Source organism: Paraflavitalea soli (genome assembly GCF_003555545.1).
GTDB classification, from domain to species: domain Bacteria; phylum Bacteroidota; class Bacteroidia; order Chitinophagales; family Chitinophagaceae; genus Paraflavitalea; species Paraflavitalea soli.
Window position 1 is genome coordinate 2,511,093 of sequence record NZ_CP032157.1, and the last position, 15,297, is coordinate 2,526,389.

9 protein-coding genes are annotated in these 15,297 nt (G+C 47.8%); 8 read left to right on the top strand and 1 reads right to left on the bottom strand.

What is annotated here, in order from left to right:
- From D3H65_RS09200 to D3H65_RS09220, 5 genes are all read left to right on the top strand, one after another.
- Positions 1 to 513 carry a hypothetical protein gene (locus D3H65_RS09200; RefSeq protein ID WP_119050025.1) on the top strand — a complete coding sequence of 171 codons (513 nt, stop codon included), beginning with the start codon at positions 1 to 3 and terminating at the stop codon, positions 511 to 513.
- A gap of 46 nt (positions 514 to 559) precedes the next feature.
- Complete coding sequence (locus D3H65_RS09205; RefSeq protein ID WP_245999711.1) at positions 560 to 2,482, top strand: glycoside hydrolase family 97 protein; 1,923 nt, start codon at positions 560 to 562, stop codon at positions 2,480 to 2,482.
- 17 nt (positions 2,483 to 2,499) lie between these two features.
- Complete coding sequence (locus D3H65_RS09210; RefSeq protein ID WP_162915508.1) at positions 2,500 to 4,557, top strand: alginate lyase family protein; 2,058 nt, start codon at positions 2,500 to 2,502, stop codon at positions 4,555 to 4,557.
- A 66-nt stretch (positions 4,558 to 4,623) separates the two neighbouring features.
- Positions 4,624 to 9,849: a LamG-like jellyroll fold domain-containing protein gene (locus D3H65_RS09215; RefSeq protein ID WP_119050027.1), complete on the top strand. Its 5,226-nt coding sequence runs from the start codon at positions 4,624 to 4,626 to the stop codon at positions 9,847 to 9,849.
- A 78-nt stretch (positions 9,850 to 9,927) separates the two neighbouring features.
- A complete protein-coding gene (locus D3H65_RS09220; RefSeq protein WP_119050028.1) occupies positions 9,928 to 11,535 on the top strand; it encodes a glycoside hydrolase family 43 protein in 1,608 nt (535 codons plus the stop codon).
- 56 nt (positions 11,536 to 11,591) lie between these two features.
- On the opposite strand, the gene D3H65_RS09225 is transcribed toward D3H65_RS09220, so the two are convergent.
- Complete coding sequence (locus D3H65_RS09225) at positions 11,592 to 12,848, bottom strand: acyltransferase family protein (protein WP_119050029.1); 1,257 nt, start codon at positions 12,846 to 12,848, stop codon at positions 11,592 to 11,594.
- A gap of 104 nt (positions 12,849 to 12,952) precedes the next feature.
- On the opposite strand from D3H65_RS09225, the gene D3H65_RS09230 reads away from it, so the two are divergent.
- The 3 genes from D3H65_RS09230 to D3H65_RS33285 all read left to right on the top strand — a co-directional run bounded on the left by D3H65_RS09230 (position 12,953) and on the right by D3H65_RS33285 (position 15,020).
- A complete protein-coding gene (locus tag D3H65_RS09230; protein ID WP_119050030.1) occupies positions 12,953 to 13,153 on the top strand; it encodes a hypothetical protein in 201 nt (66 codons plus the stop codon).
- Between the two features lie 254 nt (positions 13,154 to 13,407).
- Positions 13,408 to 14,643, top strand: coding sequence for a glycoside hydrolase (locus D3H65_RS09235; protein ID WP_162915509.1), 1,236 nt, complete (start codon positions 13,408 to 13,410; stop codon positions 14,641 to 14,643).
- A 128-nt stretch (positions 14,644 to 14,771) separates the two neighbouring features.
- Entirely contained in the window at positions 14,772 to 15,020 is a 249-nt protein-coding gene (locus D3H65_RS33285) for an alpha/beta hydrolase (RefSeq protein WP_262707720.1), read from the top strand.
- Positions 15,021 to 15,297 lie beyond the last annotated feature (277 nt).

Here is a 15,297-nt window from a genome sequence, read left to right on the forward strand (position 1 = left end):
ATGAGAAAATATTTCATCTCCCTGTCTATCCTGGCTGTAGCCGCACTGGCCGCCTGTACCAAGGGAGGCAAACTTGAACCATTGACGGGTGCAACCTATGCCGTAACATCCTTGCTGGATGGCTCAAAACTAAATCCGGCTACCGCTAACGATACAACAAAGGCCAGCCTTACAGGCTGGTACGACGAACAGACCAATGGATTTACCTTCACGTTGGCCTACAGGAAAGACACTACTGTTATAAAACTCGATACATTAACAGGCGTGGTGTTTTTCAGGAACACACCAGTTGCCGGCGCTATACCGGCGAAAACCGTTCCCGTAACGGTGATTGTTAATGCAGTCAGTAAAGCAAACATTTCCGGCAGCTTCAACCGGGGACTTTCCGGTTACCAGGGCATTGACACAGCAGATATCCAATCCTTCATCAATAATCAATGGTATATAGTGCTCACCAGCCGCAGGTTTCCGGAAGGTGTAGCCGGAGGCCAGGTTATGCTGTCAAAAAATTAAACTGAATGATAAACAGATTACGACAAGGAAAAAACGATGTTTCTGCATGATGAACAACTGGAAGAATAGCCTATTTTCAATCGGCCTGCTGGCAATATTACCGGCAGTTGCAACAGCTCAACACGTGATCGATGCTTCAAAGGCAACGCTGTCATCACCCAATGGGGATTATGTAGTAACTTTTTGCCAGAAACAGGAGGGCAATGAGAAGAAAATGTATTACAAGGTGGATTATAAGCAGCAGCCATTCATTGGCGAATCTGAACTTGATATTGCATTGGACAACCATCTTTCCGAAAGCGCCATGGCATTGAAAGTAGATACACATAGCCGTTGGTGTGCAAACCTCCTGGTAAAAAAGATCACCTATAGCACTGTTGACACTACCTGGCGGCCATTGTATGGCGAACGGAACCTTGTGCCGGATCATTACAAAATGGCCGAAATAGATTTCATAAAAGAAGACAATCCGATCTATCCCCTGCGGGTGCAGATCAGGGCCTACAATGAGGGCGTGGCGCTCCGGTTTTACTTTCCCGAGAACAGCAAGGGTACTTACTACCGGGTAATGGCAGAGCATACTTCTTTCAGGTTTCCGCAGGGAACAAAGGCCTGGCATACCTCCTGGGGTCAGGGCCCCTACAACTTACTGCCTATAGCAGATTGGCCCGATGAAGCGGAGCGCCCCCTTACCCTTCAATTGCCGGATGGTCGTTATGCCTGTATTGCAGAAGCTGGCATGGTGGACTACGCCCGCACCAAATTCAGGAAACACCCGCTACTGCCCAATACTATCCAGACGAGTATGTATACCCCGGCTGATATGATCTCCCCATTTTCCACCCCCTGGCGGGTGATCATGGCAGCAGACCGGGCGGGCGACCTGGTAGAACACAATTACTTATTACTAAGTTTGAATGAACCTTCCCGCATCGCAGACGATTCCTGGATTCAACCCGGTAAGATCATGCGTGCCATGTCGCTCACAACAAAAGAGGCACTATCTACCATCGATTTCGCTGCAAAACACCAGTTGCAATATGTTCTTTTTGATGCCGGCTGGTATGGACCCGTATTTAGCTTTTCATCCGATGCTACCAAGGTGAAAATTCCCGATTTTGACCTCCCGGCTATCCTGCAATATGCAAAACAAAAAGGATTGGGCGTATTTATGTATGTAAACCAACAGGCATTGCTCGCTCAGTCGGATTCGATTTTCCGCGTATTCCACGATTGGGGAGTAAAAGGCGTGAAGTTCGGCTTTGTGCAGGTGGGATCCCATCGATGGACCACCTGGATCGAAGAGATGTTCAGGAAGGCTGCCCAAAACAAAATCCTGGTTAATGTGCATGATGACTGGAGGCCTACCGGTGAACAGCGTACCTGGCCCAACTTACTTACCGCTGAGGGCATCAGGGGAAATGAAGAGATGCCCGATGCCACCCACAACACCGTATTGCCATTTACACGTTATATGGCAGGTGCTGCAGACTATACGATCTGCTATTATACGAACAGGATCAAAACAACACATGCCCATCAACTGGCGCTGGCCGCTGTCTATTATTCTCCCCTCCTGACCCTCTACTGGTATGATAAGGCCGCTGTTAGTAAAAATGAGCCGGAACTTGAATTCTGGGACCGCATTCCGGTAAACTGGGATCAAACAAAAGTCCTTGCCGGAGAACCAGGGCAACAGGCAGCAGTGGCCCGCCGCAAAGGCGATGAGTGGTTCGTAGGCGTGATCACCAATAATGATGCACGCACCATCCGGTTACCACTGGATTTCCTGGATAAAAAGAAGCAATATACCGCCACGGTGTATGCTGACGATCCGGCTGCTGCTTCCCAAACAAAGGTGAGCGTAAAAACCATCCAGGTAGATGCAAAGTCTGTACAGCAGATCAAACTGCAGGCCAGCGGTGGCCTGGCCATCTGGATACGACCTTCAGGTAAAAACCAACAATGACAAAACAAAGTCTCGCTATGAATCAAACGAAAGCTATATTATTTCTCTTGTTGCTTTTTTACAGTGTTACAACAACTGCCCAGACATTTGTGCATCCCGGCGGCTTGCACACACAGGCCGATCTGGACCGGATGAAAACCCAGGTGGCAGCCGGCGCCCACCCCTGGATCGATAGCTGGAACGCCTTGACTGTTCATCCCAAAGCACAAAATACTTACACCCCGGCAGCACAGGCCAATATGGGCGTCAGCCGTCAGCGGGCATCAGCCGATGCAGTGGCAGCCTATCTCAATGCTTTGCGTTGGTATATTTCGGGTGACACATCTTATGCAGCCTGTTCACGAAAAATATTAAATGCCTGGGCTTATGCGGTAAACCAGGTTCCCAGTGGACAGGACATTCCCGGATTAATGGGTATAGCCGTGTATGAATTTGCGGTAGCTGCAGAAATACTGCGCCTCTATCCCAACTGGTCATCAGCCGATTTTAATCGGTTCAAAAACATGATGACCACTTACCTGTATCCCAATTGCCATGATTTTTTAACCCGTCACAACAATACCTGCATCACCCATTACTGGGCCAACTGGGACCTTTGTAACATCACAGCCATTTTAAGCATGGGTGTTTTGTGTGATGATGCCGCCAAATTCAATGAGGCCATTACCTATCTTAAATCCGGTGCAGGCAACGGTAATATCACCAAAACAATTCCTTTTATTCATCCCGGAGGTTTGGGTCAGTGGCAGGAAACAGGCCGCGATCAGGAACATGCCTTGTTGGGGGTGGGTATGCTGGCCAGCATTTGCCAGATAGCCTGGAACCAGGGGCTTGATCTCTATGGCTATGATGACAACCGTTTGTTAAAAGGAGCTGAGTATACTGCTAAATACAATTTATGGAAAGATGTTCCCTACACCACTTACAACAACTGTGACAATGTTCAAAACTATTGGGCTTCTGAGCAATATGCTTTTTGGGGCAGGGGCAGATTGCAGCGCCCCATTTGGGAAATGATCTATAACCACTACGTGGTAAGAAAAGGTTTGTCTGCACCCAATGTAAAAGCCATGGCAGCAGTGAACCGGCCCGAAGGGTTTGTGCATGACGACAACCTTGGCTTTGGCACACTCTGTTATACACTCACGGCAGCTGCATCACCTTACCCCTCCTCTCCTGCCCCAGCTGCTCCCGGCGGCTTGGGGGCAACAGCCAGCGTGGGGAAAGTGTGGTTAAGATGGCTACCGGTAGCAACAGCAAATGGATACAATGTACTACGTTCAACAACAAGCAGTGGCCCCTATACTACCATCGCCACCTACAGAGGAACCTACCCTTTATATGAAGATACCAGTGTAACCAATGGCACTACCTATTACTATGCCGTGTCTGCCATCAACCAGGCAGGAACAAGTAACCATTCAGCACAGGCAAGTGCCACACCAACTGCAGCCGGCGCATTGCCTGCTGGTTGGGTACATCAGGATATCGGCACGGTCGCCACTGCAGGTAATACCGGCTATGCGAATGTAAATAAGGGAACTTTTATAGTAAAGGGGTCCGGTGCAGGTATTGGCGGTGCAGCAGATGGTTTGAGTTATGCCTATAGATCGATAACCGGCGATGTGACAATTACCGCAAGGCTTGCAGCCGCCACCTGGAATGGCGGTGGGTCACAAAAAACAGGCATTATGATCCGGGGATCGCTGGCTGCTGATGCCATTGCATGCAGCATGACCACTGGTGATGGCGGCGTCCGGGAAGCCCGGTTTGGAAGTCGCAGTGCTGCAGGTGGCGCCATGAATTTCCAAACGGGTAATGCCTATACACGTGCGCCTACCTGGTTCCGTCTAAAAAAAGCCGGCAATACAGTTACCGCTTATCAGTCAACAGACGGGCAAACCTGGTTTACGGTAGGGACGCCTGTTACGGTACCCATGTCCGGCACCTGTTATGTTGGATTGGTAGTTGCTTCCAACAACGCCAACCTGAATACAACCACGTTCGACAATATTTCAGTAACCGGCAACTCAAACAAACAAAAAAACAAGGTCAGCATGCTCACCCCTAAGTAAATAAAAACCAAACACGAAATACATTTAACCAACGATGCCATTTTTAAACCTTATCAAATCTGCTATATGAAAAAAATCTTAACCAATGCTGCTGCCTATAAGGCCGGAAAGCTCAACTGCTTTCTCGCTGTGCTCTTTATCCTGTTGCTTTCCTCAAAAGCGGGAGGGCAAACCTTTACCCATCCGGGTATTCCGTTGTCGGGTTCAGACCTGAGTATTTTGAAAGCCCATGTGCAGGCCGGAGATTATCCATGGAAACAAGCTTACGATATCCTGGCGGCAGACGGCAAGTCACAACTCTCCTACACCATGCAGGGCCCCTTTGATTCAGTTGCCCGTAATATCAATTATAACCTTAACCAGTGGAGAAGCGATATGTCAGCTTCATTTAACCTGTCCCTGATGTGGTATTTTACAGGTAATGAAGCCTATGCTGTAAAGGCAAGGGATATTTTAGTGGCATGGGCCAATAAGCAGACTGGATTTGGAGGACAGGAGGCCAACCTGGACTTGGGAGATTATGCCTATGCTTTTGGCGGTGCTGCCTCCATCCTTCGGGGAACATGGAGTGGCTGGACACCTGCCAACACCACGGCAGTAAAAAACCTGTTTAACAACGTATACTGGAAGGCTTCAGGTTGTGCAGGTTATGCTTTGGGACCGGCCAACAAAGGCACATTGAGTATCGCCGCAGGCGCCGCCATCGCCGCCTTTTCTGATGAGCCGGCCAAGGTGGCGCATGTCATTCACCTGATGAGATATATAGGTTCTACCGGGTTTAAAAACACGTTACCCAGTGGAGAACATGGTGAAAGCGGAAGAGACCAGGGGCATTCTCATGGCATGTGGGGCAGCATAGCCTTTGCCGCAGAAGTGTTTTGGAAACAAGGCCTCGACCTTTATTCCGAACTCGATAACCGGCTCCTCGCTTTAGGAGAATATTTTTCCCGGAGAAACACAGAGGGGTCCATCGGGTTCATACCCTTTGGTACGACTGATTGGTATTATTTAACCGATCCCCCCGGTGTTTGGGACGGAGGAAGATGGGGACTGACCTTGTTACATGGCGCCTATGTCGTACGTAATAAGCTAAATCCCGCTTACATAACAAAGCGGTTAACAGATATACCAAGACGGTTTGATCCGGTATATACCTGGTTTTATAAGTCTGAGGATAATTCTACCGCTGTTGTGCCACCACAAACCCAGTTTGTTCCTGATCCTGGGAAAGTTGGCACAGGCGGCTTAACCAGTCTCGATATAGGAACAGCTGCCCCGGCAGGAAGCAGCTCCTATAACAACAATACATGGACAGTAACTGGTGGTGGGGCTGAAATACTGACACACTCCGCTGATGGTTTGCACTTCGTTTATAAAGAAGTGACCGGCAACTGCTCGATCATCGCCAAAGTGGAGTCCGTTGGTGGAACTGCCCTGAATGCAAGGGCAGGCCTGATGATCAGGTCGGATCTGACAGCCACCGCTGCACAAAGGGCCTGGATCGCCATTAAATCAGGTAAGCGGGCAGAAAGTTATATGCATGGATGGACGGAAATGAGGGGCGGCTCTAACTGGGAAAAACCTGAAAGAACCATTCCCCAGGATGCATATTGGGTTAAGATTGACAGGGTCGGAGATGTGATCGCCACCTACTATTCGCCAGACGGCGTTAGCTGGGCTACGGAAGTGCAGGGCCGGTATGCGGGCTTTACCGGCACGGCCTATATTGGCCTGGCTGTTTGCTCCAATGCCAATGGCGTTCCCATGACCGCTACCTTCAGCAATGTAAGTGTTACAGGAGGACAGGGAGGGATGGTTATCCTACCCGAAGCGCCTCATTCTGTATATGCATACGCCGGGAATAACCAGGTGCAGCTTCGGTGGTTGTCTTCCTTCGGAGCCGATACCTATACGCTGAAACGGGCCAACTCCGAAGCCGGACCTTACTCAACCATTGCGGCTATTCTTTCCGGCAACAGTTTTATGGATAACAATGTAATGAACGGACAGGCCTATTATTACAAGGTTTGTGCTGTAAATACGGCCGGCACAAGTGCTGATGCTCCTGCAGATTCCGCCACCCCCTATGCGCCCTATGTTCTGCAAACCTTAGATGGCCTGTACCGTATTATAGTAACACATAGCGGCAAAGCCATAGAGGTAAAAAATGGTTCAACTGCCGACAGTGCATTAGTGACACAAAACACCTATTCTTTTAAAAGCAACCAGCATTGGATCATAAGCCCTCTGTCTGGTACAGATTACAAGATCACTAATTTACTCAGCGGAAAAGTGATGGATATAGTGGGCAATGCCATAACGGATGGAGCCAGGATCGAACAACGCACCTGGTCGGCTACAGATTCAGGACAGATTTGGTTTATTAAAGACAGGGGAAATGGAACCTTCAGTATTGTTGCAAAACAAAGTCAGAAAGCACTGGAGGTTCCCGGTTCCAATACCGCCGACGGTGTTACAATGGACATATATAGATGGACCGATGGACCCAATCAGATCTTCCAGATAGAACCGGTCACTGCATCAGCAATAGACTCAGCCTACCAGCGCAAACTGGCAGAAGCTATACAATTACGCGATACAACTGTTGTCTCTACAACAAATGAATTGGGTAAATTCCCGGTGGCTGCCAGGGCACAGCTAAATGACAGCATTAGCCATGTACAGTCATTGTACAATCCACAATCCACCGTTATTGAAATTAGTGGCTACGTCACAATACTGGAAAATGCCATTAAACGGTACAAAGCATCCATGTATTACGGAATGAATACCCTCCCAAATGGGAACTACTATCTTAAAACACTTACCGGTGATTCCTTATGGACTAAGAATAACACCAATACCCCTTTATTTGACACGGTAAATTCCGATCCTTTACTGCAGGTTTGGAATGTCACAAAGCAGGGCAATGGCAGGTATAAGATCATTTGCCTCAGTGCACCGTCTTCTTTCAGTAATTATATCAATGAGAACGCACAATTTGGCCGCAGTGTAAGCCCCTACCTGGATGCCTGGAATTCCATGAATATTTACTTTGATGGAACCTCTTATGCCATTCAGCGGGCTCAAACGGCCGGCAATGGCTATTGGTACCAAAGCGACGACAAAATACTAACCGAAGGTGGAAATGAAAATGATCCGGTCCCCTATACCTTTCCTTTCCGCTTTGTGCCTGTGGATGATCTTCCGGTCAACCTGATGGTGGCCGCAGGGGATGCTAAGAACATCCTGGAATGGAATCCTGCCCATAACCTTAGCTATAGGGTAAAACGTTCAACTACAGCAGGCGGACCTTATACTACCATGGCAACCGTGAGTACGATCAGGTACACCGACACAGTGGTAAGCAATGGCACCACTTACTATTATGTAATTGCTTCAATAGATAGCACTGGTGAAGGACCTTCCAGTACGGAAGTGACGGCATTACCCAACATTGGCCAGTTGGCTTACCTGAAGTTCAATGAACCAGGCGGTACACGGGCTTTTGACAGTTGGGGAGCCATGCACGGCACATTGGCAGCCGCAGCAACGCGGACAGCCGGGAAGGACGGGAACGCCCTTAAACTGGATGGCACGGCCAATGCCTATGCAACCTTGCCGGCCGGTATCGTAAGCACTTTAAACGATTTTACCGTTTCAGCCTGGGTCAAAATGGATGCATTGGCCAACTGGATGCGGGTGTTTGATTTTGGCAACAGTACTACCCAGTATATGTTCCTTTCAGTGCAAATAGGCACTCCGACCGTCAATGGAGTAAAGTTATCAACCGTTCGCTATGCTATTAAGAACGGAGGAACGGAATTAAACGTAAGCTCCAACTATACCTTCCCTTTGAATACATGGGTGCACCTGGCTGTTACACAATCAGGCAACACTGCCCGCCTGTATATAAACGGATCATTGGTATCGACCAATACAGCTATCAATATCAAACCCGCGCAGCTTACCCCGGCCGGCGCTACAACCGGTACCAGTTTAAACTACCTGGGAAAATCTCAATTTAATGATCCCATCTTCAATGGCGCTATCGACGAATTTAAGATCTACAAAAGGGCTTTGAGCGATGCGGAGATTGCAGAAAACGCTAAAGAACAGCAGACCATTACTTTTAATACCCTCACACAAAAAGAAGTAAGCGACAGTGATTTTAATGCAGGCGCCACTGCCTCTTCAGGGTTGCCGGTAACCTATGTTAGTTCCGACACAACTGTAGCCACTATTCTCAATGGAATGGTTCATATTACAGGCAAAGGCATGACCACTATTACTGCTTCCCAAAATGGAGATAACACTTATAAGGCTGCTACACCAGTAGCACAGCAGCTGATTGTATACAGGTCGCCGGTACTTACTGCGCCCCTGGATCAATTCTTCTGTTACGCTCAATCAGGCGTTTATAGTATTCCTTCATTAACCGCAACTGATAGTGGCGACATTGCTTCCATCAGTTACAGTGTAAGCGGAGCCACCGCACGAAACGGGAACGGATCAGATGCAAGCGGCGCATTCAATGCCGGCCAATCAACCATTACCTGGACAGTAACCGATGTACATGGCAATAGTAAGAGCGCGTCAACTTCTGTAACAGTAAATACAGCAGTAATAACAAGCATTCCGGATGTGTATGCCATGAATCCTGCAGTGGATGCCAGGAATACCATTTACATAGGTTATGGACCAACATCGCTGAACGTAACCGCCAATACAACAGGAGGTGCCGCACCTTACAGCTATCAGTGGAGCAGCGGGCAAACCACTCCTGTTATCAGCGTAGATACAACAGAAACATATACAGTGATCGTTACAGATAGCAATGGATGTTCTTCTACCGCTTCCATTGTTATCAAGACAATGGATGTACGTTGTGGCAATAACAACAACAAAGTGATGATCTGTCACAACAATAAAACAATCTGTATTTCCGCGGCATCCGTACAGGATCATTTAAACCATGGTGATCACCTGGGTGATTGCCAGGCCCAGGCATCAGTTGCCCGGATGAGCCAGGAAAATGGGTCCGCAGAAGCAAACAGCGGGAATATGAGTGTTTATCCCAATCCTGTTACAGAAATATTGCATGTGCAGGTTACCGGAGTGCAGCCCGGCGCTGTTATAAGAATGTACAACCAAAACGGGATGCTGGTAAAAACCATCCTGGTTGCCCGTACATCCGAAGCAGTGTCCGTCCGCGGATTAGCAGCAGGTGTGTATTATTTACAGATAAAATCCAGCGGGGCGCTCATCACTAAAAAGATCATAAAACTATAAGACAATGACGAAATTATAAGCGATATCAATGGCATCCGGGAGTGGCATATCTATTAAAAAAAATGATATTATTGTCAGATGATTCAGCGCAGGTTTTTATCACTCTTGTTTTGTTGCCTGGTGGCAGGTGTATGTTCAAAGGCCCAAACGAATGGCAATTGGGGAGACCAGCAAAATGGAACCTATGTCAATCCGGTCATTCCGGCCGATTATAGCGATCTTGATGCCATACGCGTAGGTGAAGATTATTATGCCATTTCTTCTACCATGCAATTTTCCCCCGGCATGGTAGTGATCCATTCTAAAGATCTCATAAACTGGGAGATCATCAGTCATGTGGCTGATGATCTCTCACGCATTAGCCCCAATTTGAACTGGGACCGGATGAATTGTTATGGCAAAGGCATCTGGGCAGGTTCCATCAGGTATTATAAGAACAGGTTTTGGGTGTATTTCGGCACCCCTGATGATGGTTTCTTTATGAGTTCTGCTTCCAATCCGGCAGGTCCCTGGGAACCGCTACATCATGTATGGAATGTAAATGGCTGGGATGACTGCTGTTCGTTTTGTGATGAGGATGGACAGCTCTATTTTATTGCTACCAATTTTGCAGTTGATCCAAAAAATAACAAAAAGTACAATATTCATTTATTTAAAATGACACCTGATGGGAAAAGCCTCCTCATGGAGTCCGACTCCATCATACATCAATCCAATGGAAGCGAAGCCAATAAGCTGTATAAGTTCGACGGGTTTTATTACCACTTTTTTAGCGAGGTCAAGCCCGAAGGACGTGTGATGATGATGGGGCGTTCGAAAAACATCTATGGGCCCTGGGAGATCAGGCAATTAAACCATGTGAACAAGCAACTGGATAGAGAACCCAACCAGGGAGGATTGTTGCAGGCGCCAACAGGCAACTGGTATTTTCTTACGCACCATGGCAGTGGAGATTGGGAAGGACGTCCGGCAAGCCTTTTACCGGTTCACAGGATCGATGGGTGGCCGGTCATTGGACAGCCAGGCCCCGACACGATCGGGCGCATGGTTTGGACTGGTAATAAACCTGTACCCTCTAAAAGTAAAGTGTCCATTCAAACCAGCGATGAGTTCAATGCCGGAAAACTAAAAGCGCAATGGGAATGGAACTATCAGCCAAGAGCCGGCAAATGGTCTTTAACCGCACGCAGCGGTTATCTCCGGTTGTATGCATTTACCCCCATTCCATCAAACAAACAGGGAAACATAATACTGAGGGCAGGCAACACACTCACACAACGCAGCATGCGCACACCTGCCAATACAGCAACCGTAAACATCGACATCAGCCATATGGCGGATGGGCAATTTGCCGGATTGACGCATTTTTCAACCACCAGCAACAGCTTATTTGGCATCAAACAGGAAAATGGGATTCGGACCTTGGTGTATGACAACAATGGAAAGGACACTGCGGGCATACAGGTACATGGAAAAACGATCTGGCTACGGTCAACCTGGGATGCCAGCGGAGTCAGCCGGTATGCTTTTAGCACGGATGGCAAGTCTTATCAATCTTTTGGAAGCACCTATCAATTGACCTGGGGCAGCTACCGGGGCGACCGGATAGGGATCTTTAATTTCAATACCAAAGATGATAACGGCTATATTGATATTGCCTGGTTTCGATATGATTACAGGAAGTAATAAAAGATAACCTGGTTTCAGCAAAATTCGCCCGCTGGAGTAATTACTCATCCATTTCATTGATCATTATTTCTTCTGGAGATACTGGAATCTCCATGCATATTGATGTTTGCCGTACTGATATCCGCCTTGTTAAACCGGGCAAAGATCTTATGCCTATGCTGGAATACGAATCCAGCGGCGAAAAGGAATGCTATTACATGGAACGTCAATGATATCCTGAGAAGTTGTGGAGCCGCTTGTTTTATCCAGGATTCTCCGCCAGCAGATGGTTTATATTCAAAGTATTGCTTGAGATCAGTGATTGGTTTTTCCATCAGGAACCAGGAAGCCGTAGCGATCAGCACTGTTACCGGCAGGTACAGTAGCCTGGTTTGCCAGGAATCCTCAAATCCCAGTGAGCTAAATACCCACGGCATGAAGTGGTGATAAACATACAATCCATAGGATATCCTTCCCAGATAGACAACGACCTTGTTTTTCAAAAAACCTCCAAAAGCTCCGGTGAATGAATGCGTGGCAGCCATCCCCACCATCCAAAAGCAAAAAATGGAAAAAACGGTCCTTTTCGGCATGCCGATCCCGAAGTAAGATAGTACCATCCACAAAACGAACGCAGTTACAAAAATCCAGCGCTTTCGTAAAATAGCTTGCAGGTCCTGGGGATGATACCTGAAGAAATAAGCCAGTATGGCGCCGATGGCGAAAGCGTCAAAGCACCCCGGAGTAAATGCATAAGCAACCCAATAGGCCAGGAGAGCATCATCCAATAGAAAGTAGGGAATAATCCTGAAGAGGATCGCTATCGATATTAATGTAAAAAAAACGGGTAAGTAATAGCGCCTGGGTGTTAGCAAAACGACAAAAGGGAAGAAGATATAAAATTGTTCTTCAACTGCCAGGGACCAAAGATGTGTATAGAAAATGCCGCCTCCCTTCTGCCAGGCAATAAAATAGTTAGCTGTGTAGGTTAGAAACCAAAGCATGTGATTTCTGACAGCAGGAATACTAAAAATAAAACCAGCGATCACCACAAAATAATAGAGCGGGAAGATGCGAAGAAACCGGCGAATATAAAACTGCTTCAACAATTGAAACTTGCCCATTCCCGGCTGCTCTTTTCCCATCAACAATATATTGGTGATCAGAAAGCCGCTCAAAACGAAGAACAGGTTGACGCCACCTTCACCGGTGAGGCCGGTCAGGAGTTTCGAATTGCCGGTGAATATCCAATGTGAAGCCATCACAGCAGATACGGCAATCGTTCGTACCCCATCCAGTTGAGGCATGTATTTAATCGCAGAAGTATTCATAGATCGGGCAATATTTAAAATACATTAAAGCTTCCCTGGCGGGATTGGTCTTTCAGCCAAAGTTGCATTCCTTATTATCTATGATATTTAGCCTACAATCGGGTATGGACGTACACAAAAAACTGGTCATTGACCGGGAAATCAAAGGTTCTTTAAAGTGTCGGGGTTTAGGCGGCGGCTTTGAGGAGTGTGTGCCTGTGCGTGTTATCTACAACAGGATATTCATTTTCCCTAAAGCAGCGGGTGCCGTGCAAATCGATGACAAGAAACATGCCATCAGTGGACAGGAGATTCCTAACCGATAATTTTAACACCCAACTGTATACAAAGTTCCTCGAAACTGGCCAGTATTAAATCACATCACAGGCCCACCTTCTATAGCTGCATCCATTTTACTTATTGAGACGAATAGACCAGTCGCCTCCGCACAGCCATTACAAACATTCAATAACTTAGATATACATACAATTACACTGCTGTCCGGTTTTTATCCCGCCCTTTAAGTGACCTTTCCTGGTTCGTATACCCTTGTCTTTTATAACCATCAAATAGACCATCTATGAAAAAAACGCTAACGAGTTTACTTGTCATTACCTTATTCATGGCATCCTGTGCCAAACAAACAGCCAGTGAGCCGCCACCAACCAATGAGCCGGAAGAAAACCCCGGACGGCAGCCCAGGGAAGAAGCAACAGCCGTCATCAATGCCGGCACCGTACAGCAGTATATCCGTGGCTTTGGAGCCGCCAGTATCCGGGGATGGATCGCCGACCTCACCGCAGCGCAACGCACCACTGCCTTCTCCCCCACCAGCGGCATTGGTCTCAGCGTATTGCGGGTACGGGTGTCGCCCAACAGTGCCGACTTCGCCGCAGAGAAACCAACCATCGATGCCGCCAAATCCTTTGGTGCTACCGTCGTCGCATCTGCCTGGACAGCGCCCGCCTCCATGAAAACAAACAACAATACCGTAGGTGGAAAATTAAAGACAACATCCTATGCAGACTACGCCGCGCACCTGAGCAACTTCTGCAACACTGTTGGCGGCGTATCGGCCATCAGTCCCATCAACGAGCCCAATATTACCGTCACCTACGAGTCCATGGAGCTCACCGCAAGCGAAGTGGCCTCCTTCGTGGCCGCCCAGGGCAGCAATTGTGGCGCCCCCATCATGGCGCCCGAAACATTCAATATGGACAAGACCTATATGGATACCTACCTGTCCAATGCTACCGCCAGCAGCAAAACAACCTATGTATGCGGGCATATCTATGGGAAAACACCGTATGTGTACTCACCCGGAAAAGAAGTATGGATGACGGAGCATTACACCAATACCAATGATGCCAACAACTGGACCGATGCATTGGGTGTAGCCAAAGAGATACACGATTGCATGAATGCCGGCTACAGCATGTATGTGTGGTGGTACCTGCGCAGAAGTTATGGTTTTATCGATGAAAGCGGCAATATCACCAAGCGTGGATATGTAGCAGCCCAGTGGGCCAGGTGGGTAAGGCCGGGTTACAATAAGATCTCCTGCACCGCCAATCCTACCACCGGTGTATACACCACCGCCTATAAAAGCGGGTCGAAGATCATCGTGGTAGCTATTAACCAGAATGCCGCCATTACTTATCAGCCTTTCAGCATCAGCGGCGCCACCGTCGCAGGTTTCAACCGGTACCGCACCACCAGTGCCAGCAACCTTACCAGTGACAGTTTCACCATCAGCGGCGGCGCATTTGGCATCAACCTGCCGGCCGCCAGTGTTACCACCCTGGTTTCTTATTGACGCATTTCATGCAACAATGAAAAGTCTAACCCACTAATAGCAGTGTTTTATATAGCAATCGGCCCGCATGTTTCTACATCGGGCTTTTTTTATTACCATTCACTACAACGCCCCATTCCTCCACCCATCTGGCGCTCGACAAACAAGATGGTCCCACCGTACTGGTTGGTCATTCCTGGGGTGGCGTCGTGATCACCGAAGCGGGCAACCATCCCAATGTAGCATCACTGGTATATGTTGTCGCCTTTCAGCCCGACAATGGAGAAACCGCGCTTCAGTGGTTCCTGACCGCTCCTCGACTCATGAATTCCAGTGTCCAGTATATTACTTTCCCAATTGCTGACCATCCAGCCCCCAAAAAAAAGAGCCCCGCGTAGAAACGCGGGGCGACACTAATCAAATTCGTTAACCATTAAACCTTATCCTTTTTATTATAACAAGTAAATCGCCCTGCTGTACTAAAGCAAATCGAAATATTTTTAAAAAATCTTTCTTTTGACACCAATCTACCCGTAAACGGTCAATTTTATAGCAGTAATTGACACCCATGCCCCATTTATGATCCGTAAGCCCATTTTTTTGTCCTGATTTATAAATCAGGACAAACTCCTCCCCTGCCAGGCTTTTACGGCTCCGTCCTTTGATTAGTTTTGC

What these genes read in the sequence shown, in the direction of transcription:
- D3H65_RS09200 (WP_119050025.1), top strand. Translation starts at nt 1, where the DNA reads ATGAGAAAATATTTCATCTCCCTGTCTATCCTGGCTGTAGCCGCACTG.
- D3H65_RS09205 (WP_245999711.1), top strand. Translation starts at nt 560, where the DNA reads ATGATGAACAACTGGAAGAATAGCCTATTTTCAATCGGCCTGCTGGCA.
- D3H65_RS09210 (WP_162915508.1), top strand. Translation starts at nt 2,500, where the DNA reads ATGAATCAAACGAAAGCTATATTATTTCTCTTGTTGCTTTTTTACAGT.
- D3H65_RS09215 (WP_119050027.1), top strand. Translation starts at nt 4,624, where the DNA reads ATGAAAAAAATCTTAACCAATGCTGCTGCCTATAAGGCCGGAAAGCTC.
- D3H65_RS09220 (WP_119050028.1), top strand. Translation starts at nt 9,928, where the DNA reads ATGATTCAGCGCAGGTTTTTATCACTCTTGTTTTGTTGCCTGGTGGCA.
- D3H65_RS09225 (WP_119050029.1), bottom strand. Translation starts at nt 12,848, where the DNA reads ATGAATACTTCTGCGATTAAATACATGCCTCAACTGGATGGGGTACGA.
- D3H65_RS09230 (WP_119050030.1), top strand. Translation starts at nt 12,953, where the DNA reads ATGGACGTACACAAAAAACTGGTCATTGACCGGGAAATCAAAGGTTCT.
- D3H65_RS09235 (WP_162915509.1), top strand. Translation starts at nt 13,408, where the DNA reads ATGAAAAAAACGCTAACGAGTTTACTTGTCATTACCTTATTCATGGCA.